Below are 20024 nucleotides of genomic sequence, written 5' to 3'. Positions count from 1 at the left end.
TATCACCCAGCCTGGCACAGCGCCGAGGCGCGGCGCGCACCTGCTCACAGTTCGCGCACCCGCACCGGCGCGCCCGCCGCCAGCTCGGTCGTCTCGGCGGGAATGTCGATCAGCACGTCGGCCCAGGCCATGCCTGCGATCAGGTGGGAGCCTGCGCCGACGGCGGGTTCGACGCCGTCCTCGGTGAGTCGTCCGCGCAGGAATTGCCGCCGACCGGCGGGGGAGCGCACCGCCGCGCGCAGCGGCACCTCGCTGGTACGCACCGGCGGCAGGCCGGACAGATGCCGCAGCATCGGCCTGGCGAACACCTCGAACGACACCATGGTGCTCACCGGATTGCCGGGGAAGCTGAGTACCGGGACGCCGTCCAGCACCGTCAGGCCCTGCGGGCCGCCAGGCTGCACCGCGACCGAACCGAACAGCCCGCCCTGCGCGGCGAGCACGTCCTTGACCACCTCGAAGTCGCCCTTGGACACGCCGCCCGAGGTGAACACCAGATCGGCGGACCGCGTTGCGGCGCAGAGCAAGCGGCGGAAGACCGCGGGATCGTCGGTACTGTGCTCGACCGAGACGACCGTCGCCCCGTTGGCCGCGAGCGCCGCGGCGAGCGCGATGCCGTTGGAGTCGTAGATCTGCCCGGGACGCAGCGGTTTGCCCGCGGGGACCAGTTCGTCGCCGGTGGTGACCACCGCGGCGCGCACCGGCTGGAAGACCGGCACCGTCGGCACCCCGACCGCCGCGAGCGCGGCGATGTGCCGCGGCGTCAGCGCGACGCCCGCGGGCACGAGCAGCGCGCCCGCGCGCACGTCGGTGCCCGGTTCGCGGACGAACTCGCCTGCGCCACGGCCGCGTTCGATGGTGACGACGCCGCCGTCGCTCTGCGTGTCCTCCACTGGGACGACGCAGTCCGCGCCCGGCGGGATCGGCGCGCCGGTCATCACCTTCAGCACGGCTCCGGCGGGCAACGGGGCCCGTCCCGGCTGACCAGCGGCGACGACACCGGCCAGCGGCAGCGTCACCGGGGCGACCGCCACGTCGTCGGCGCGCACCGCGTAGCCGTCCATCGCCGAATTGCGGAACACCGGCAGGTCGATCGGCGAGGGGATGTCGGCGGCCAGCTTGCGGCCGAGCGCGGCGGGCACCGAAACGGATTCGACCGGACGCGCCGCGAGAGGGCGCAGCAGCTGTTCGATGCTGTCGCGATACTCGTCGACGGACCGGGCCGAGACGCTGGCTGGCCGAGAACTCATAGCGCAGAGCTTAGTGCGGGTTTTCCATCTCACGCCCTGACATGCGCGTTCGTGAGATCCGCCGAACCGGGCGCTGCCCGTGGTTCCGCGTGCGCGACCGGTCATACTGGAAGGGTGACGTTGGTCGAGATGGGAATGCCCGCCGTGCGATCAGGGCGCCCCTCGCTCGACGGACGCCCCGACACGCCTTGGTTGGTCGACCGTTTCGGACGGGTGGCCCGCGATCTGCGGGTCTCGATCACCGAGAAGTGCTCGCTGCGCTGCACGTACTGCATGCCGGAGGAGGGGCTGCCGCCGATTCCGAAGGACGAGCTGCTGACCGTCGCGGAGATCGTGCGATTGGTGGTGCTCGCCGTCGAACAGCTCGGCGTACGCGAGGTGCGGTTCACCGGCGGCGAGCCGCTGCTGCGCCGGGATCTGGAGCAGATCCTCGCGGGCTGCCACGAGCGGCTGCCCGATATCCCGCTGGCCATGACCACCAACGGCGTTGGCCTCGAGCACCGCGCTCGCGGGCTCGCGGCGGCCGGATTGAGCCGGGTGAACGTCTCGCTGGACACCGTCGACCGCGACGGCTTCGCGAAGCTGACCCGCCGCGACCGCCTGGACTCGGTGCTGGCCGGCATCCGCGCCGCTCGCACCGCCGGTCTGGCTCCGCTCAAGGTGAACGCCGTGCTCATGCGCGAAACCCTTTCCGGCGCAGCCGATCTGCTCGAGTGGTGCCTGGCAGAGGAGTGCGAGCTGCGGTTCATCGAGGAGATGCCGCTCGACGCCGACCACGAGTGGGCGCGCGCCAACATGGTGACCGCCGCCGAACTGCTCGACGTGCTCGGCGCCCGGTTCGCCCTCACCGAGGCCGGCCGCGCCGACCCGTCCGCGCCCGCCGAGAAGTGGCTGGTCGACGGCGGCCCGGCCACCGTCGGCATCATCGCCACGGTGACGCGCAAGTTCTGCGACACCTGCGACCGCACCCGGTTGACCGCCGACGGCATGCTGCGCTCCTGCCTGTTCAGCGACCAGGAATTCGATCTGCGCGAGGCCATGCGGTCCGGCGCCGGCGACGCCGAACTGGCCACCATCTGGCGCGGCGCGATGTGGAACAAATGGGCGGGACACGGCATCGATGCCGAGGATTTCGTCCCGCCGGAACGCACGATGGGAGCCATCGGTGGTTGAGGTCCGTTATTTCGCCGCCATCGCCGATGCCGTCGGCAAGGATTCCGAGCGGATCGACCTGCCCGCCGGCGCCACGGTCGCCGATCTACGCACCAGCCTGGCCGCCGCATACGGCCCCGATCTGGACAAGATGCTGAGGGTCTGCGCCTACCTCATCGGCGACGAACTGACCCGCGACCCGTCCTCCGCGCTCAGTGCCCGCGTCGACGTGCTCCCGCCGTTCGCGGGCGGATAACGGGCAGCGTCCGGTTACAGCCGAGCCGTGGTGCAGAGCAAGGCGAGCGATGAGATCAACCACAACGACGGCGGCCGCGGCGTGTACTTCCAGGACCCGTCCGGTCACTTTCTGGAGAGCATCACCCGGCCGTACGGGCCGGGCGCGGGCTGACGCGCGACGCCAGCAGGTCGGCACCGTCACCGCGGAGCGCAGACAACATTCTCTGCCGGTTCCCGAGCACCGAAACCAAATCGACGGCGCGGCCCTCGACGACCGGCCCCTGCGTACCGTGCGCCCAGTCGGCATCAGTGGCCCTCAACCGCAGCCCCCGGCTGTTGCGGAACGCGGGAACGAACGGATTCGGCACCGTCACTTGGGTGTTGAGCACCGCCACCACCGCATCGAGCGGGATCGTCGGCTCACGGTCGATTGCGAAGAGGATGTCGAGCTCGTGGGTGATGTGATCGCCCAGCAGTAGCCGCGGCGGGAAGACACGTCCCAACCCGCGCGGATGGTGAACCAGTCGTTCGAACTCGTCGAGCAACTCGCCGGGGTTGTGGGTCCGCGCCAGTGAGCAGGCCATCGCGGCGTTCGCGCGGTCGAATGAGCCTCTGTGGCGCAGGATCTCGGCCGCAACGACCCCGGGACCTGTGCGATACCCGATCACCAGGTGCGCGAGCACTTCGTGATTGCTCCACGCATCGCACAGGCTGGGTTGCGCCCACTCGTCGCCGCTGAACCCGGCGGCGAGCACGCGGAAGCGTTCGTCGTTGTTGCGCAACAGTTCACGCACGGACATCGAGATACTCCTTCAAGAAGGCAGTCTGATCGGCGAGGACCCGGCCGACGAGCGGTGGGTGGTAGATGTCGAAATGGTCGGAGTCGTAGTGGCGGGCGACACCGCGCGGTGCCCGCTGTGCGACAAGGGCGGCGTAGCGCGGGTCCATGAGGTTCTCTCGATCGCACACGCACACCAGCAGCGGTGCGTTGACATTGCGGGCCTGCCGGATCGCCGACGTCGTCACCATGGCCAGTGCGTCCGAGGCGGCGATGCGGTTGTCGAACCGGACCCCAGGCGGCACTGTCGAGTTCCACCCCGCCTCGGCGCCTGCCACCGTGATCATCGCGAAGCCTCCCGGCGGCCCGGTGATCGGCACGTAGCGGCGTCCCCGCCGCGTCGCGCGGCGAACGAGGTCCGCAGCGATCGCCGGTGCGAGTCGTAGCGACGCCAGCACGCCGAGCCGGCGGGCGGCTCCTGGCCCGTGCACGATCGGACACTGCACGACGGCGACCGCCACATCGTCGCGCACCGCTGCAACCCTGATCACGTTCATGCCGCCGAGGCTGGTGCCCCACAGGCCGACCCGCCCGCGGTCGATGTCTGGGTGGCCTGCGAGACGGGCCATGGCCGCGTCGACGTCGCGGCACTGTTCGCGGGTCGAAATATGTTGCCGCGGTTGCCCATCGGAATCACCGGTGTTGCGGTAGTCGAAGGCCAGCGTGGCGATGCCCGCCGCGGCGAAATGCTGTTCGTACTGCGCCAGCATCATGTCGTGGGTCGCACCGAGACCGTGCACCAACACCACGGCAGGGTGTGGCCCCTCGCCGGCGGGCAGCGTCAACCACGCCGCACATCGGATTCCGCGGGAATGGAAGTCGACGCGTTCGGTCGGAATGGTCGCAGGCACTGAGAGCCTCCTTCATAAGTACGATGTACGTATGGGCTAGGCTGCTTCACATACGGTGTACTTGTCAAGGGGTCACAAGAATGCGCGCACGGTTCACCATCGAGGAGATCGCCGCCGCGGCACTCGGCATCGTCGACGAGGCCGGGGCGGGCGCGCTGAGCATGCGCGCGCTGGCGGCCGCACTGGGCACGGGGCCGATGACCGTGTACAACTACGTCCCCGACAAGGAGGGGCTCGAGGAACTCGTCGTCGCCGCCGTCGTCGCCGAGGTTCAGGTGCCTGAGCCGACGACGAACTGGATCGACGACGTGTACGCGGTGGCCGACGCGATGTGGCGGGGTATCCGGGCGCATCCCGCCGCGATCCCGCTGGTCCTGACGCGCCGGACATCGTCGGCGACCGGCTTCGCCGCAGCCGACGCACTCATCGCGGCGCTCGCCCGTGGCGGGCTGAAGGACTCGGACCGCCTCGCCGCATTCCACGCGGTGCTGGCATTCGTGGTGGGCGCGGCGCAGGCTGAACTGGCGGGTCCGCTGACGCGGGGCCGCGACGCCGGCGACGCCGCCGCCCGCATCGGTTCGGTTGCCGGGGCGGACTATCCGAATGTCGAAGCACTGGCGCACGTCGCTACGCGCACATCGGTCGAGGAGGACTTCGACCAAGGGTTGCGCATGCTGCTCGACGGGATCGCCGCCCGCGGGGCGAAGCGGCGCCGCTAGCGTCGCGCGAACGGCGTACTCCGCTTCGGCCGGAGATTTTCTCCGCCGCGATGTAGAGAACCCGGCGCGCGGTTCGTCGTCCGAGTAGTAAGGGGTATCGGACCCCTCGAGACGAGGAAGGATCACGCGATGTACTACCTGGCGACATTGGTGGGACGCGAAGGCGGCGTGCTGCCCGGTACAGCGGAGTTCGACGCCGAGGTGGCGAAGTACGCGGCGTTCGACGAGCGCGCGGGCGACGCGGTGGCGGGCGGCGCGGCGCTGTACCCGTCCGCGTCCGCGATGCACATCCGCCGCGGGGGCGGACGGACGTTGATCACCGACGGGCCGTTCGCCGAGCAGGCGGAGGTCGTCGGCGGCTTCTATGTGTTCGAGGCCGCCGACTTGGATGCGGTGATCGAGCTGGCGCGGCAGCTGCCTGCCGCGCAGGACGGGCAGGTCGAGGTGCGGCCGATGGTCATGTGGTCGCCGCACGAGATGCCGCGCGCGGACTGGTGGCTGGCGCTGCTGTGGGAAGCGCCGGACGCGGTGATCGCGCCGGGCTCGCCCGAATGGGATGCGGGGGTGGCCGAGCACGAACGGTTCGGCGCGAAGTACGCGGCGGCGATCCGTGGCGGCGGTGCGTTGCAACCGCCGTCCTCGGCGACCACGGTGCGGGTCCGCGACGGTGAACTGCTGCTGACCGACGGTCCGTTCCCGGAATTCGCCGAGGTGATCGACGGCCTGTATCTGTTCGCGGCGGCGAGCCGGGCGGAGGCGGCCGAGGTCGCGGCCGCGATCCCCCTCGGCGAGCGCGGGCACACCGAGGTGCGTCGGATCGTCGAACTGGGCGACTGACGGTGACCACGGGCCCGGCCACGGGAATCGACATCGTCTATCGCGCCGAGTTCGGCCGGGCTCTCGCCACCGTCGCCAGGATGGTCGGTGACATCGCGCTCGCCGAGGACGCGGTGCAGGAGGCGTTCGCCGACGCGCTGCGCACCTGGCCCGAGCGCGGCACACCCGTGAATCCGGGCGCCTGGATCACCACCGCGGCCCGGCATCGAGCGCTGGACCGGCTGCGGCGCGAGTCGGCGCGAGCCGGCAAGGAACAGGACGCCGTCGCGGCGCAGGCGCCGATCGAGGAGGCCGAGGTGTCACCGGTGCCGGACGACCAGCTGCGGATGATCTTCACCTGCTGCCATCCCGCGCTGTCGCGGCAGTCGCAGGTCGCGTTGACGCTGCGGCTGGTGTGCGGTCTGCGCACCGCGGAGATCGCAAGGGCCTTCTTGCAGCCGGAACACACTGTGGCGCAACGCCTCTCCCGCGCGAAGGCGAAGATCAGACAGGCCGGTATCCCACTGCGCGTGCCGCGGGCGCACCTGCTGCCGGAGCGCATGCCCCCTGTGCTCGCGTGCGTGTATCTGGTGTTCACCGAGGGCTACTTCGCGACCTCGGGTCCGTCGGCCGTGCGAGACGAGTTGTGCGACGAAGCGATTCGGCTCGGACGGTTGTTGTGCGGGCTGCTGCCGGGCGAGCCGGAGGCGCTGGCGCTGCTGGCGCTGATGTTGTTGCAGGACAGCAGGCGCGGGCAAAGGCGCAGCGCGGACGGCGATTTGGTTCCATTGGAGGACCAGGACCGGTCCGCATGGGATCACGGGGCGATCAGGGCCGGCTTGACTTGCCTCGTCTCAGCGGCGGCCGACGGCGGCGGCGGATCGTACCTCGCGCAGGCGCGCATCGCGGCGGCGCACGCCACGGCTCCGGGCTGGGCGGATACCGACTGGAGCGCCATCGTCGAAAGCTACGACGAGCTGCTGCGGTATTCCGCCTCGCCCGCCGTCCGGGTGAATCGAGCGGTGGCCGTTGGCTTTTCCCGCGGATTCGACGCCGGACTCGCCGCACTCGACGAGGTGGCCGACGATCCGCGCCTGGCCGGGACCCACCTGGTCCCGGCCACGCGGGCCGATCTGTTGCGCCGAGCGGGACGGCGACGCGAGGCCGCGGACAGCTACCGTGCTGCCTGGGACGTCGCAGGGAACGAGCAGGTGCGGCGATTCCTTGCGCGCCGTCTCGCCGAAGTCGAGGCGGCCGAGTAGATCCCGGTCTTCGTGACCTGAGCCGAAAGCCCTCAGCGCCACCAGGTGTCGAGCGGAGTCACCGGCACCGTGCGCTTGTGCCTGGTGCTGCGGAAGATCCGCTCCACCCGCTCGGCCACCTCGGGCGTGACGTCCATGCCCTCGAGGTAGTCGTCGATCTCGCTGTAGCGCAGGCCGAGCGCCTCCTCGTCGGGGAGCGCCGGCCGGTCGTCCTCGAGATCGGCGGTGGGGACCTTGGACCAGATGCTGGCAGGCGCGCCGAGTTCCTGGAGCAGCGCCGCGCCCTGTCGCTTGGTGAGACCGGTCAGCGGGGTCAGGTCGACGCCGCCGTCGCCGTACTTGGTGAAGAAACCGGTGACCGCCTCGGCGGCGTGGTCCGTGCCGACCACGAGCAAGTTCTCCTCACCGGCGATGGCGTACTGGATCACCATGCGCTCGCGGGCCTTGATGTTGCCGCGCACGAAATCGCGCAGCTTGCTCACCTTCAGCGCGGACGCGGTCTCGGCCGCCACCGCGTTGGCGCCGGGACGGACATTGACCACCACGGCGCGGTGCGGCGCGATGAAGGTCATCGCGATCCTGGCGTCGACCTCGTCGGACTGCACGCCGTAGGGCAGCCGGACCGCGACGAAGGTGGCGTCGAAGCCGTCGGCTCGCAGTTCCTCGGCGGCCAGCTGGCACAACCGCCCGGTCAGTGCGCTGTCCTGGCCGCCGCTGATGCCGAGCGTGAAACCCTTTGCCGTCGTTGCGCGCAGATAGTCCTTGAGGAAATCGATCCGGCGACGCACCTCGACCTTCGGTTCGATCGTCGGCTGGACGCCCAATTCGGTGATGATCTGTTCGCGCAGACTAGCCATGGCACCTCACTCTACTGGCGCGTCCGCCGAGACAACCCGGCGAACGAACGCTTCCCAGTTGTCCCCGACCCGCCGCGCACTGTATTCGAGGACCGTGAACTGGTACATCAGCAGGGGTGCGTAGAGCGTGGCGAGCAGACTGTCCGCGAGCAGCGGTATCTCGCCTGCCGCGTCCGCCTGCCGCAGCAGCATCGAGACGTGCGCCTTGAGCAGGTTGTACGGCGCTCCGGTGTAGCGATCGCCCGCCTCGCTGATCTCCGCGGCGCGGTGCAGTTCGCCCTCGACCTCGATGTCGGAGATCCGGGCGCGCCCGAACGCGATGAGCCGGTCCACCGGGGGCGCGCCCGGCCCGAGCGGCGGCGGCCCGAACATGAAGGCCGCCTGGTACTTCTGCTCGGAATGGTCGAGCAGCGCCCGCATCAGTCCCGCGCGGCTGCCGAAGCGGCGGAACACGGTGCCTTTGCCGACGCCGGCCCGCTTGGCCAGCTCGTCCATCGTGAGGCCGTCGACACCGTGGTCGCGGACCAGGTCCTGCGCGGCGTCCAGCAGCAAACGCCGGTTGCGTGCCGCGTCGGCGCGTTCGGTGGGCTCGGCGGTCCCCGGCAATGGCGTGCCGATACGCAGCAGCGGTCGCTCGCGCGTCGGTTCGCCGGGGGACGGTGTGGGGTAGTTCACAGCCCTCTCACGGTCTCGTGGGAAGTAATCGGACCGCAGTCCGGTTAGTGTCTGTTGAAAGTTCGGACACCACATTCAGTACACCAGGAGTTGCCATGGCCCAGACTCGCATCCTCGCTCTCGTCGGGAGCCTGCGCGCCGCCTCGATCAACCGGCAGCTGGCCGAGGCCGCCGTGCAGACCGCGCCGGACGGTGTCGAGGTGACGATCTACGAGGGTCTCGCCGACATTCCGTTCTACAACGAGGACATCGACGTTCCCGGTGCCGTACCCGCCGCCGCGCAGCGCTTGCGCGACGCGGTCGCCGAAGCCGACGCCGTCCTCCTGGTGACCCCGGAGTACAACGGCACGCTGTCGGCGGTGCTGAAGAACGCCATCGACTGGGTCTCGCGGCCGTACGGCGTCGGCGCCATGAAGGACAAGGCTGTCGCGATCGTGAGCGCGTCCATCAGCTCGAACGCGGCGCGGTGGGCGCACGGCGACGCGGTCAAGGCGGTCGGCGTCGCGGGCGGCAGGGTCGTCGAGGCTGCGCACGCCCACTTCGGCGTGATCGGTGAGCGTTTCGGCGCCGCGCACCCGCGCGAGGACGCCGAGGCGCTCACCCAGCTCGGCGCCACCGTGCACGAACTGGCCGAGGCCGCGCGTGGGCAGCTGGTGTCCGCCTGACTGTTCTCCGATGCCGGTGCTCCGCAGTGGCCGCCCCCGCCCTCTTCTGGGACGGGGGCGGTCTCGTGTTTCCGGTGTGTCGCGATGTCGCACAAGAGATGGACGAGACAGCCGTGGCCGGTGTGACATCGGCTGAGGCGAAAGTTTGCTAGAAGGGCGCTACGGTACGGAATTGTGATCTGCACCACGGACGTGTCGGGTTGCGAATCGAGCGTCCTGGTACTTCTCCCGGTGGAATTACATCTGTGCGACTCGCAACATGTCGTGTTGTTTCAATCTGTCGGCCACTAGGTGTAGTGTCTTCGGTGCTGGAAGGCGGTGCGAGACCCACCGCGAAAAGCTGTCGCTCGCAGCGGCGCTAGCAGGGGTTTCGAGACCGGATCCAGGAGTTTGCGCAGCGTACGTCGGATCACGTACCGCATACGGATCACCGGCTGTGGACCAGGCTCGCGGTGCGAGCTCGGACCCGGAGGCGGAAGCCGCGTAACCAGGCCGCGAACACCGCGCATCAGGCACAGGAGAGAGGGACTCTATGAGCGTCACCGTGTACACCAAGCCCGCTTGCGTCCAGTGCAATGCCACCTACAAGGCCCTCGACAAGGCCGGGGTGGACTACGAGGTCATCGACATCTCCGAGAGCGACGAGGCGCGTGACTACGTCATGGCCCTCGGTTACCTGCAGGCTCCGGTCGTCGTCGCGGGCGAGGACCACTGGTCCGGCTTCCGTCCCGACCGCATCAAGGCCCTCGCGGTCGCGGCGGCCTGATCGGCGCCACACTTCCTGTTCGTCCGATAGGAGAGGAGAAGCGATGTCCACGGGGACGGCGCTGGTCTACTTCTCCAGCGCTTCGGAGAACACGCATCGTTTCGTCGAGAAGCTGGGACTCCCGGCGACTCGCATACCACTGCACACCGCCGATTCGCTGCGCGTCGACGAACCCTACGTGCTGATCGTCCCGACCTACGGGGGCGGTCGGCACGTTCTGGGGGGTAACAGGTCCGACAAGGACTTCGTGCCGCGGCAGGTCGCCAAGTTCCTCAACGATCCGCACAACCGCGCGTTGCTGCGCGGCGTCATCGCGGCGGGAAACACGAACTTCGGCGATACCTATTGCTTTGCGGGAGAGGTGATCTCGCGCAAGTGCGGGGTGCCGTACCTGTATCGCTTCGAACTCATGGGAACCGCTGAGGACGTCGACCGCGTCCGAGAGGGATTGGGATTGTTTTGGCAACAGCAACGACAGCGCCTGCCGGAAAGACAGCTCGCTTAGAACAGCCCCCGGTGCGCGGCGCCGACGCCGCGGGCGAGGTACTCGACTACCACGCCCTCAACGCGATGCTGAACCTGTACGGACCGGACGGCGAGATCCAGTTCGACAAGGACCGCGAGGCCGCCCACCAGTACTTCCTGCAGCACGTCAACCAGAACACCGTCTTCTTCCACAACCTGGACGAGAAGCTGGACTACCTGGTCGACGAGAACTACTACGAGGCCGAGGTTCTCGACCAGTACAGCAGGGCGTTCATCAAGAGCCTGTTCAAGCAGGCCTACGCGCACAAGTTCCGGTTCCCGACGTTCCTGGGCGCGTTCAAGTACTACACCTCGTACACGCTCAAGACCTTCGACGGCAAGCGCTACCTGGAGCGCTTCGAGGACCGCGTGTGCATGGTCGCGCTCACCCTGGCCGCCGGTGACGAGGTCCTGGCCCGCAAGCTGGTCGACGAGATCATCGACGGACGTTTCCAGCCCGCCACCCCGACCTTCCTCAACTCGGGCAAGAAGCAGCGCGGCGAGCCGGTGTCCTGCTTCCTGCTGCGCATCGAGGACAACATGGAGTCCATCGGGCGCTCCATCAACTCGGCGCTGCAGCTGTCCAAGCGCGGCGGTGGTGTCGCCCTGCTGCTCAGCAACATTCGCGAGCACGGCGCGCCGATCAAGAAGATCGAGAACCAGAGCTCGGGCGTCATCCCGATCATGAAGCTGCTGGAGGACTCGTTCTCCTACGCCAACCAGCTCGGCGCGCGGCAGGGCGCCGGCGCGGTGTACCTGCACGCGCACCACCCGGACATCTACCGCTTCCTGGACACCAAGCGGGAGAACGCGGACGAGAAGATCCGCATCAAGACGCTGTCGCTGGGTGTGGTGATCCCCGACATCACCTTCGAACTGGCGAAGAAGAACGAGGACATGTACCTCTTCTCGCCGTACGACGTGGAGCGGATCTACGGCAAGCCGTTCGCCGACATCGACGTCACCGAGAAGTACTACGAGATGGTCGATGACAAGCGCATCCGCAAGTCGAAGATCAAGGCGCGCGAGTTCTTCCAGACCATCGCGGAGCTGCAGTTCGAATCGGGCTACCCGTACATCATGTTCGAGGACACGGTGAACCGGGCCAACCCGATCGCGGGCAAGATCACCCACTCCAACCTGTGCTCGGAGATCCTGCAGGTCTCCACCCCGTCGGAGTTCAACGACGACCTGTCCTACGCGAAGATCGGCAAGGACATCTCCTGCAACCTGGGTTCGCTGAACATCGCCAAGACGATGGACTCGCCGAACTTCGCGCAGACCATCGAGGTGGCGATCCGCGCGCTGACCGCCGTGTCGGACCAGACCCACATCTACTCGGTGCCGTCGATCGAACAGGGCAACAACCAGTCCCACGCGATCGGCCTCGGGCAGATGAACCTGCACGGGTACCTGGCCCGTGAGCGGATCCGCTACGGATCCGAAGAGGGCATCGACTTCACCAACATCTACTTCTACACCGTGGTCTACCACGCGATCCGTGCGTCGAACCTGATCGCCGAGGAGCGCGGCAGCTACTTCGGCGGGTTCCCCGAATCGAAGTACGCCAGCGGCGAGTACTTCGACAAGTACACCGACCAGGCGTGGGAGCCGAAGACCGATCGGGTGCGCCGGTTGTTCGACGACGCGGGCGTGCACATCCCGACCCAGGAGGACTGGCGCGAGCTGAAGGCCTCGGTCATGGAGCACGGCATCTACAACCAGAACCTGCAGGCCGTCCCGCCGACCGGGTCGATCTCCTACATCAACCACTCCACCAGCTCCATCCACCCGGTGGCGTCGAAGATCGAGATCCGCAAGGAAGGCAAGATCGGGCGCGTCTACTACCCGGCGCCCTACATGGACAACGACAACCTCGAGTACTACGAGGACGCCTACGAGATCGGCTACGAGAAGATCATCGACACCTACGCCGCGGCCACCCAGCACGTGGACCAAGGCCTGTCGCTGACCCTCTTCTTCAAGGACACGGCCACCACCCGTGATCTGAACAAGGCGCAGATCTACGCTTGGCGCAAGGGCATCAAGACGCTGTACTACATCCGGCTGCGCCAGATGGCGTTGGAAGGCACCGAAGTCGAAGGCTGCGTCAGCTGCATGCTGTAACTTTTGGCAGCGCCTGCGGCGCTGCGTGTTCGCGGCCTTCATGTCTCGCGGCCGAGCGATCGAGACTCGCGCCTTCGGCGCATGCGCTTCGATCGCTCGGCCGCGAGACGGCCGCGAACGTCGCTCGTCGGGCTCGCTCCGTGGTGGTCGGGTGGGAGCGGCTCCTGTGGTCGCCCCCGTTCAACGCGCCGCGCACCGAATAGGTGCGCCCGGGTCAGCCCAAGAACCGATCGCGGCATGCAACGCCAAATCGATCAAGAAGGCCACCGCCGCGCGCACCGCATCCTTCTCGCCCTCGTGGCGACCGGTCCCCACCAGCGGGGACTCGTCCTTCGTCGGCTCCTCCGGCCGCGCATACCGCAGCGTGCCATCCGAATGCCGTTCGAATGGGCCACGGTGCCGTCTACCCGCAGCCCCTCCATCGTCTCGTCCATGCCCGGCAACGTATTCCCCCAACCCCGCCCGAAACCTTGCCGAATCCTTACGGACCAACGAATTAACTTGCCCTCCAGCGATTCTCAGATATCGATGTCGAACCTTCAGGGTTCTGCGTGTACGACCGAGTTCAGTCGGTCTGTTTGGGATGGCCGGAGCGGGCGAGCACCACCCAGACGACTCGTCGTTCCGGGTCCGGGCAGTACCAGATCCGGCCGGCCGCGGTCACCTCGTACTGCCACTGTTCCAACTCCCGACCGGCGATCACGCGTGTGCCGAAGGTGTCGCGAAGTCGATGTTGGCGGGCCGGGTTCTCCGGCGCCAGTGGACGTTCGGTGAGGACGATCTACGCCTCCCAGGTATTGGATCGCGCCGTGCGGCACAGATCTTCCCACCCTTTGGCCGCCTCCGACGTGGCGAATCGCGCCTCCCGCATCCCGGGTCGCGCGGGCGGCGCGACTCGGTCACCCCTTTTCGGCGCCATTCACTCTCCCACCGGTTCGGACACCGGGCCGAAATCGTCGTCCAGTGGTCCGGAAAGTTCGCGGGCGAGCGTGGGGTCGGCGTAAATTGCCGCGGTGCTGCGCCATTCGTGCACCGTTCGCTCCAGCACCGACCACTCTCCGAGTTCGGCCGAAGCCTGGAAGGCGCGCGCGAAATCAGCGACGAAGCGGGCCTGTGCGTCCTCGGGAAGCACATCCACCCAAGGAAATTCGTCGATAAGGGCGCGGGCGGCGACATCGTGGGGGAGGTGGACCAGCACGTTGCGCAGGGCGCGTGCGGCGGTGATCGACCCCTCCGACTCCGACTGTGCGCGATCCTCGCGGATCAGCAGCAGCGGAGCCCCGTCGCGGCGGCGGACGCGAACGGCTCCCTGATCGGCGAGTTGCGCCACCTGCTTGGGGTCGCGTTGTAGCTCGCTCCACTGCACCTCGGTAACCATGGAACTATTCTGAATTTTTTCAGAAGTCTGTGCAAGTAGTGCGGCTATCTGGGGAGGAGGCCGAGGGTGGCGAGTTCGCCGGTGAGGTCGGTGGGGGAGGAGGTGACGGTGCGGGCGCCTGCGGCGAGGGCTTGGTCGCTGGTGTCGCAGCAGGCGGTGTGGGCGCTGGTGAAGACGAGGATGGGGGTGGTGAGGCCGCGGGCGCGGACGGTTTCGGTGAGGCGCAGGCCCGCGTCGGGGACGGCGGTTCCGTTTTCGGTGCGGTTCATGTCGGTGAGGATCGCGCCGTAGCGGCGGGTGGACAGCAGGTCGGTGGCGGCCGCGGTGGTGAGGGCCGTGTCGACGCGAATTCCGTTGCGTTCCAACCGGTCGATGAGAAACGCGTTGTTGGAGGGGTGGTCGTCCACCCACAGGATCGCGCTTGCGGCAGGGGATTCCGGAAGAGAGCGCGGCGGCGGGGCCGCGCCGAAGGCCGGGCCGAGGTCCGGGGAGCTGCCGACGTCCGCCGCGGTGCCGGATCGGGTGTCGTCCCCGGCGCCGGACGGGCGGCCGACCTGACCCGTGGCGGGGCCGAGCGCACGGTCGGCGGTGAGCTGATCGACCTGTTCGCGCAGTCTGCGGACCTGGACCTGCAGATCCTCGATCATGTTCTCCTGCTGCTCGCTGACCTGCTTCATGTCCAGCTCTTGCCCGCCGATGCGCAACGTGAACTGCCTGCGCGCCGCCGAACTGATCACCCGCGCCAACGGGCCGCGAAACATACACAGCGCGGCCGCCGCGAGCAACGGCCACAGCAGCGCCGCGACAGCATCGATCGTCTCGTTCACAGCTCCCCCTTGTGACGTGTCCCCAACGAGCACAACGCTTTTCGCCGGAAACCCAGCCCGACTATAGGGTGCCCCCACATCTCCCACAACCCGGACAACGGCGCATACCACTGTCCACGGCGCGGAAATTCGGCCTACGATTCGAAGAGGGGCCGATTTGTGGGAGGTGCGCATGTCGCAGACATCGATCGATGTGGATGATGCCGCCCTGGCGGTGGTCGGTGTGCTGCTCGGCACGACGAACACCGAGGAAACGGTGAACGCGGCACTGCACGAGGTGATCGCGCAACGCAAGCGACTGGCGATGCTGGAGCGGATGATGGTCCGTTCCCGCGAGAAGGTCGACCAGGCGCCTGACCCGTGGCGCAAGGCCGCCTGCTGGTAACCGAAAACGTGGGAAAGCCCAGCACTGGAATGAAATTCGGTAGCCGGGTCGCTCGGTTGAGGTCATGCTTGGTGCGATGAACAACGAACGACAGTATCGACTCGGTGTGGACTTCGGCCGGGTCATCCAGGGCGCCGCGCTGCCCTCCGGCGACGCCGACACCGTCTTCCTCGGCGGCGGCGACGCGGACGCCATGCGAACTCCGCCGAGCCCCAACGCTTTCGAGGTGCTCGCGCGCTTGGTCGCGCTGTTCGAGCGGCGCGCCTGGATCATCTCCAAATGCGGTCCGCGCGTGGAAGAGCGCACCCAGCGCTGGCTCGACCACCACGACTTCTACGAGCGGACCGGAATTCCGCGCGGCAACCTCCGCTTCTGCCGGGAACGCGCCGACAAGGCGATTCACTGCGCCGAGCTCGGCATCACGCACATGATCGACGACCGTCTGGACGTGCACCGGGCGCTGCGCGGTCTGGTACCGCATCTGTACCTCTTCGGCGTGCAAACCGGGCCGATCCCGGAGTGGGTCGAACACGTGCCGACCTGGGCGGAAACGGAACCGGCTGTGATGTCCTCGATCACGCCGCGACCCGCGGAACGGTGACGACACGCCGCTCACAGTGAAACCTAGGGTTGAAACATGTATCCTTCACGGGGACGCATTCGCGTCCGAATTCTGTTGACCAGGTAGACGGCGCGCGACCGGTCGGTCGCGGCGGGAACGATCAGGAGGTGGGTTGCCATGCGCAGTGAACCTCCCAGTCGAAGGCCGCGCGGCGCCGCCCCTTCGCATACCTGGTAGGTCTGCGTCGCCCGGGTGGGCGCCTCGCGGTGTGAAACTTCGTGCACTTTTCACCCCACGCTGTGCTGAGGACCTCCCATGTCGCAGACCGATCTGATCGAAGCACGCCCGGCGCCGTCCGAGTCCCTGCCGGACTTCGTCGCCGAATCCCGTGTCGACGCCGCCCTCGACTGGCTCGACAACCACCCGCCGCACTTCATCGCCGACCAGCTGGCCCGAATGGACGCCGTCCAGGCGGGCATGGCGTTCCGGCTGCTGGACAAGGATCTGGCGCTGGCCGTGTTCGAGGAGCTCGAGCCGGTCGACCAGCAGCAGATTCTGCAGGGCCTGCGCGACCAGAGCTTCCGCGAGCTGGTCGAGGGCATGGCCCCGGACGACCGCGCCCGCATGCTGCGCGAAGCGCCCGCCAAGGTCGCCAAGAAGGTGCTGGCCGGGCTCAGCCCGCGCGAGCGCCGGATGACGGCCGCGCTGCTCGGCTACCCCGAGGGCTCCGCGGGCCAGTACATGACGCCCGAGGTGGTCGCGTTGCCGCGCAACCTGACTGTCGCGGCCGCGCTGGCCATGGTGCGCGCCAAGGGCGCGAGTGCGGAGACCGTGTACACGCTGCCCGTCGTCGACGCGGGCCGTCGGCTCACCGGCATCGTCGAGCTGCGCGAACTGGTGCTGGCCGGGCCCGACACCATGGTGTCCGAGCTGGTCGTCACCGAGCCCGCGTTCGCCCGCGCCACCGACTCCGCGGAGAAGGCCGCCCGGCTGATGCGCGAGACCAACGACATCAACCTCCCGGTGGTGGACAGCGAGGACCGTCTCGTCGGTCTGCTCACCATCGACGACGCGGTCGAGGTCATCGAGGCCGCCGACAGCGAGGACGTCGCCCGCCAGGCCGGCTCCGCGCCGTGGGAAGGCCACTACATGGCGGCCGGGGTCTTCCAGCTGGCCCGCTACCGCGCGCTGTGGCTGATGCTGCTGCTCTTCGCGGCCACGCTCACGGTGAGTGTCACCGACTTCTTCGAAGGCACCCTGCAGCAGGCCGCGCACCTCGCGCTGTTCATCCCGCTGCTGATCGGCGCGGGCGGCAACGCGGGCGCGCAAGCGGCCACCGCCTGTGTGCGCGCGCTCGCCGTCGGCGAGGTGCGCGTCTCGGACCTGTTCAAGGTGATCTGGCGCGAATGCCGGGTCGGGTTGGTACTCGGATCCCTTTTGGCCAGTGCGGGATTGGTGATCGGCGCGCTGTTCGTCGGCCCGCGCATCGCGGTGGTGGTCGCGATCACCCTGGTGTTGATCTGCGGGTGGGCGGCGACCATCGGCGGCACCATGCCGCTGCTCGCCAAGAAGCTGCGCATCGATCCTGCGGTGGTGTCGGCGCCGATGGTGACGACGCTGGTGGACGCCACCGGACTGATCATCTACTTCACGACGGCGAAGCTGGTCCTGGGGATCTGAGGAATTCGGTTCCGCCGCAAGCTTTCCGGGACCGGCTGCGCGCCTGCGCCCGGGAAGTGAGCGGATGCGGGAAACCCCGTCGACGGATCAGGGCAGCATCGGCAGCAGCCTGCGCATGACCTCTTCGACGGCGTCGGGCTTGCCCACCGCCGAGACGACAGGGATCCGGGTCGGCAGCGCCTGGCCGGTCACGGCGGGGCGCAGCGGGGGACCGACCGGTGCCGAATAGACCCGCGTGTCACCGGCCGCAGCGGCGACCTGGTGCACCGGGCGAGGGCCGACCGTGAACGCGGGCTCGCCGGGGCCCGCCGGATCTCCATCGTGGTACTCGTAGTTGATCACGACATAGTTGCCGTGGTAGGTGAACGCGCACTTGTGCAGTTGTTGTTCACCCGCGGGAACGGTGACGCCGAGCCCAGGCGCCACCGCGCACGGGTCGTGTCCAGTGAGGATGCTGCGAGCCGTGACAGGGGACGTGCCATGCGGCGGCTCGATTCGCCACTCCGTCAACGCCGTTCGCACCAGCGAACGGGCCACGGCGCACGGATCGCCGCCGATCGGGCTCTGCACGTCGAGCCAGAACTCGGCGGTGGCGGGGAAGCGCGCTTCGGCGTAGCAGGTGTGATGGCCCTGCTCGCGGACTTGCTCGTTCGTCATGACCTTCCGGTCGTCCAACAGCGAAACGGTGACGTTACCCACCCGTTCGATCGTCGCGTCCCTGTCTTCCCACGGGATGCTCGTCGGCGGCGCCACCACATGCCACACCAGGGTCGTCCCCTTGCCAGGCTCGGCCGAACCGATGATCGCCTTGCAGGTGGACGGCTGCGTGTTGTCCACGGACACCACCGCACCGACCTCGCGCAGCTTCTGATTGGGCAGCAGCGCGCAGGGGTCGATATTGCGTGCCCTGCGCAGCATTTCGAGCCGCTGCGCGTCGGTCTGCGGTGCGGTGGACCAGAATCCGCCCGTGGTGGGGTCCGTGTCGGACGCCGAATTCGACGCCGGTGCGTCCTGGCAGCCCGCGGCGGTCAGTGCGAGCGCGGCCACCAACAGTAGTCGGCGCAGCATCGAATCCCCTCAATCGCATCGAATTGGCTTGGCGCGAAATGATCTGTCTCCGCGAACTATCGCCGCCGAGTGTGCCCGTAGTGCCGCCGTCCCGCAAAGCGGGGATTGCATTGCCCGGGAGCGAGATGCGCGCATTCTCGAGGCAAGGGCGGACCGTGCCTGCCGGAGAATCCCTTGGAGCGCAGTGCTTTTGCGGCCTGCCGCGGTCATGACGCAGGCCCGAGACAGTCGTCGCGTCAGTGGGGTTCTCGGGGCCGGGTGAATACGGTTCCGCGTCATGCGGCGGGGAACAGCCCGGTCGCCCGGCGCAGGACCTCTTCCACTGCGGCCTCGTCCCGGCCGAATACGTTGACGACCGGGAGCTTCGGTCCCAGGAACGACTCGGGTCTGGACGACGGCAGCGGGGGCCCCACTATCGCGTTGTACGAATGGAATTCGTCTGCGCTCGGATCGCCGTATCCGGGATGCCCGTTGACGGTGAAGATCGGTTCCCCCTGGACGATCAGCCGCTCCTTGTCATAGGTGTACCGGACCTCGATGGTTTCGCCGCGATACGGAAAGGAGCACTTCCAGTCGCGCTGGTCCGCTACCGCCGGAGTGACGCCGAGGTCGTTCGCGACCGCGCAGGGATCGCTGCCGAGCAAGACGGTCCGCGGGGTGTCGGGCGAGGTGCCGTGGGCGGGTTCCTTGTCGAGCTGGGCGAGAATGGTCGGCAGTACCGCTTCGGCGACCGGGCACGGTTCGGTGCCGAGCGGGGTCGTGACGAAGATCATCACGGCCGCGGTCGAAGGGAAGTTCGCGCTTGCCGTGCAATTGCGCTCGACCAGCTTGCCCTGGAGGTCGGGGTTGGTGTCGAGATCGCTGACCGTGCCGACAGTGACGGCGCCGATCTTCGCCGTGCGACCGCGCTCCGGTTGCTCGACGCCGTTCGGTGCGATGGACAGCGACCAGCTCAGCGCGGTTCCCTTTCCGGCTTCGTTCGGGCCGATCCGCGCTTCGCACCAGTTGGGCATGCGGACATCCACCGAGCTCACGATTTCGATCTTTGCCAGTTCGGTGCGGGGGACGAGCGCGCACGGGTCGATCGCGCGAATCTTGCGCAGCACTTCCCAGCGCTGCTCGTCGGTCCGCGGGGCGGTGGACCAGTATTCGGTGGAGCCGGCGGGCGCGTGCGGTAGGTCGTCCTGACAGGATGTGACACCCACCAGGACGGCCGCGGCCGCGGCGACAGTCGCGAATCTGCGCAAAATAGTGAACCCCCCTTGTGTGGCGCGCCGAGTGCGCGCGTCTTATGGTGCAGCAGTCTGCCCGCTGGTTGGCGCGCGTCGCAACCGACCGCGATGCGTTGCGCCGGCGATCGGTCGGGTGCCCAGGCGCGGAGGCT

23 protein-coding genes are annotated in these 20024 nt (G+C 68.2%); 13 read left to right on the top strand and 10 right to left on the bottom strand.

The window, feature by feature from the left end; all coding sequences use genetic code 11:
• Nucleotides 1-44: 44 nt before the first annotated feature.
• Entirely contained in the window at nt 45-1250 is a 1206-nt protein-coding gene (glp, locus tag AB0H50_RS04445; RefSeq protein WP_357446538.1) for a gephyrin-like molybdotransferase Glp, read from the bottom strand.
• Between the two features lie 114 nt (nt 1251-1364).
• Between glp and moaA the strand changes: the two genes are divergently transcribed.
• The 3 genes from moaA to AB0H50_RS04430 are packed head-to-tail and all read left to right on the top strand — an operon-like array spanning nt 1365 to nt 2811.
• Nucleotides 1365-2423, top strand: a complete 1059-nt coding sequence (gene moaA, locus AB0H50_RS04440) for a GTP 3',8-cyclase MoaA (RefSeq protein WP_357446535.1) — start codon at nt 1365-1367, stop codon at nt 2421-2423.
• On the top strand, nt 2416-2658 hold the full coding sequence (locus AB0H50_RS04435) for a MoaD/ThiS family protein (protein ID WP_357446532.1): 243 nt from the start codon (nt 2416-2418) through the stop codon (nt 2656-2658). Before moaA ends, AB0H50_RS04435 begins: the two co-directional genes overlap by 8 nt.
• A 27-nt stretch (nt 2659-2685) precedes the next feature.
• Nucleotides 2686-2811: a hypothetical protein gene (locus AB0H50_RS04430; RefSeq protein ID WP_357447322.1), complete on the top strand. Its 126-nt coding sequence runs from the start codon at nt 2686-2688 to the stop codon at nt 2809-2811.
• Here AB0H50_RS04430 and AB0H50_RS04425 read toward each other — a convergent pair.
• Together AB0H50_RS04425 and AB0H50_RS04420 are read right to left on the bottom strand one after the other, a co-directional pair.
• Complete coding sequence (locus tag AB0H50_RS04425) at nt 2780-3439, bottom strand: maleylpyruvate isomerase family mycothiol-dependent enzyme (protein WP_357446529.1); 660 nt, start codon at nt 3437-3439, stop codon at nt 2780-2782. The genes AB0H50_RS04430 and AB0H50_RS04425 overlap by 32 nt on opposite strands.
• Nucleotides 3426-4328: an alpha/beta fold hydrolase gene (locus tag AB0H50_RS04420; protein ID WP_357446527.1), complete on the bottom strand. Its 903-nt coding sequence runs from the start codon at nt 4326-4328 to the stop codon at nt 3426-3428. The genes AB0H50_RS04425 and AB0H50_RS04420 overlap by 14 nt, the downstream gene beginning before the upstream one ends.
• Nucleotides 4329-4408: 80 nt before the next feature.
• Between AB0H50_RS04420 and AB0H50_RS04415 the strand changes: the two genes are divergently transcribed.
• The 3 genes from AB0H50_RS04415 to AB0H50_RS04405 all read left to right on the top strand — a co-directional run bounded on the left by AB0H50_RS04415 (nt 4409) and on the right by AB0H50_RS04405 (nt 7125).
• Nucleotides 4409-5047 (top strand): TetR/AcrR family transcriptional regulator C-terminal domain-containing protein, encoded by a 639-nt coding sequence (locus AB0H50_RS04415; RefSeq protein ID WP_357446524.1) that lies wholly within the window; start codon nt 4409-4411, stop codon nt 5045-5047.
• 129 nt (nt 5048-5176) lie between these two features.
• Entirely contained in the window at nt 5177-5884 is a 708-nt protein-coding gene (locus AB0H50_RS04410; RefSeq protein ID WP_357446521.1) for a YciI family protein, read from the top strand.
• 2 nt (nt 5885-5886) lie between these two features.
• Nucleotides 5887-7125, top strand: coding sequence for a sigma-70 family RNA polymerase sigma factor (locus AB0H50_RS04405; RefSeq protein WP_357446518.1), 1239 nt, complete (start codon nt 5887-5889; stop codon nt 7123-7125).
• Nucleotides 7126-7157: 32 nt separating this feature from the next.
• Here AB0H50_RS04405 and nadE read toward each other — a convergent pair whose 3' ends face one another.
• Both nadE and AB0H50_RS04395 read right to left on the bottom strand, forming a co-directional pair.
• A complete protein-coding gene (nadE, locus tag AB0H50_RS04400) occupies nt 7158-7982 on the bottom strand; it encodes an ammonia-dependent NAD(+) synthetase (protein ID WP_357446515.1) in 825 nt (274 codons plus the stop codon).
• A gap of 6 nt (nt 7983-7988) precedes the next feature.
• Entirely contained in the window at nt 7989-8609 is a 621-nt protein-coding gene (locus AB0H50_RS04395; RefSeq protein WP_357447286.1) for a TetR/AcrR family transcriptional regulator, read from the bottom strand.
• 143 nt (nt 8610-8752) lie between these two features.
• On the opposite strand from AB0H50_RS04395, the gene AB0H50_RS04390 reads away from it, so the two are divergent.
• The 4 genes from AB0H50_RS04390 (at nt 8753) to nrdE (ending at nt 12740) form a co-directional block, all read left to right on the top strand.
• Nucleotides 8753-9322 carry an NAD(P)H-dependent oxidoreductase gene (locus tag AB0H50_RS04390; protein ID WP_357446512.1) on the top strand — a complete coding sequence of 190 codons (570 nt, stop codon included), beginning with the start codon at nt 8753-8755 and terminating at the stop codon, nt 9320-9322.
• A gap of 532 nt (nt 9323-9854) precedes the next feature.
• Nucleotides 9855-10088, top strand: coding sequence for a glutaredoxin-like protein NrdH (nrdH, locus tag AB0H50_RS04385; protein WP_357446509.1), 234 nt, complete (start codon nt 9855-9857; stop codon nt 10086-10088).
• 43 nt (nt 10089-10131) lie between these two features.
• Complete coding sequence (nrdI, locus tag AB0H50_RS04380) at nt 10132-10593, top strand: class Ib ribonucleoside-diphosphate reductase assembly flavoprotein NrdI (protein ID WP_357446506.1); 462 nt, start codon at nt 10132-10134, stop codon at nt 10591-10593.
• A 65-nt stretch (nt 10594-10658) separates the two neighbouring features.
• Complete coding sequence (nrdE, locus tag AB0H50_RS04375) at nt 10659-12740, top strand: class 1b ribonucleoside-diphosphate reductase subunit alpha (protein WP_357447283.1); 2082 nt, start codon at nt 10659-10661, stop codon at nt 12738-12740.
• Between the two features lie 565 nt (nt 12741-13305).
• On the opposite strand, the gene AB0H50_RS04370 is transcribed toward nrdE, so the two are convergent.
• The 3 genes from AB0H50_RS04370 to AB0H50_RS04360 all read right to left on the bottom strand — a co-directional run bounded on the left by AB0H50_RS04370 (nt 13306) and on the right by AB0H50_RS04360 (nt 14945).
• Nucleotides 13306-13443 carry a hypothetical protein gene (locus AB0H50_RS04370; protein WP_357446503.1) on the bottom strand — a complete coding sequence of 46 codons (138 nt, stop codon included), beginning with the start codon at nt 13441-13443 and terminating at the stop codon, nt 13306-13308.
• A 216-nt stretch (nt 13444-13659) separates the two neighbouring features.
• Nucleotides 13660-14118, bottom strand: a complete 459-nt coding sequence (locus AB0H50_RS04365; protein ID WP_357446500.1) for a hypothetical protein — start codon at nt 14116-14118, stop codon at nt 13660-13662.
• Between the two features lie 44 nt (nt 14119-14162).
• Nucleotides 14163-14945: a response regulator gene (locus tag AB0H50_RS04360; protein ID WP_357446497.1), complete on the bottom strand. Its 783-nt coding sequence runs from the start codon at nt 14943-14945 to the stop codon at nt 14163-14165.
• Between the two features lie 172 nt (nt 14946-15117).
• Between AB0H50_RS04360 and AB0H50_RS04355 the strand changes: the two genes are divergently transcribed.
• The 3 genes from AB0H50_RS04355 (at nt 15118) to mgtE (ending at nt 17572) form a co-directional block, all read left to right on the top strand.
• Nucleotides 15118-15330, top strand: coding sequence for a type II toxin-antitoxin system VapB family antitoxin (locus AB0H50_RS04355; RefSeq protein ID WP_357446494.1), 213 nt, complete (start codon nt 15118-15120; stop codon nt 15328-15330).
• 76 nt (nt 15331-15406) lie between these two features.
• Nucleotides 15407-15931, top strand: coding sequence for a hypothetical protein (locus AB0H50_RS04350; protein ID WP_357446491.1), 525 nt, complete (start codon nt 15407-15409; stop codon nt 15929-15931).
• Between the two features lie 276 nt (nt 15932-16207).
• Complete coding sequence (mgtE, locus tag AB0H50_RS04345; protein ID WP_357446488.1) at nt 16208-17572, top strand: magnesium transporter; 1365 nt, start codon at nt 16208-16210, stop codon at nt 17570-17572.
• A gap of 87 nt (nt 17573-17659) precedes the next feature.
• Here the strand turns inward: mgtE and AB0H50_RS04340 are convergent, their stop codons facing one another.
• Nucleotides 17660-18640 carry a hypothetical protein gene (locus AB0H50_RS04340; RefSeq protein WP_357446487.1) on the bottom strand — a complete coding sequence of 327 codons (981 nt, stop codon included), beginning with the start codon at nt 18638-18640 and terminating at the stop codon, nt 17660-17662.
• 275 nt (nt 18641-18915) lie between these two features.
• Entirely contained in the window at nt 18916-19887 is a 972-nt protein-coding gene (locus AB0H50_RS04335) for a hypothetical protein (RefSeq protein ID WP_357446484.1), read from the bottom strand.
• Nucleotides 19888-20024: the final 137 nt, after the last annotated feature.

It is taken from the genome of Nocardia sp. NPDC050793, from assembly GCF_040654065.1.
Lineage (GTDB): Bacteria > Actinomycetota > Actinomycetes > Mycobacteriales > Mycobacteriaceae > Nocardia.
Note: the sequence above shows the minus strand (reverse complement) of the source record. Positions and strands in the feature narration are given on the sequence as shown.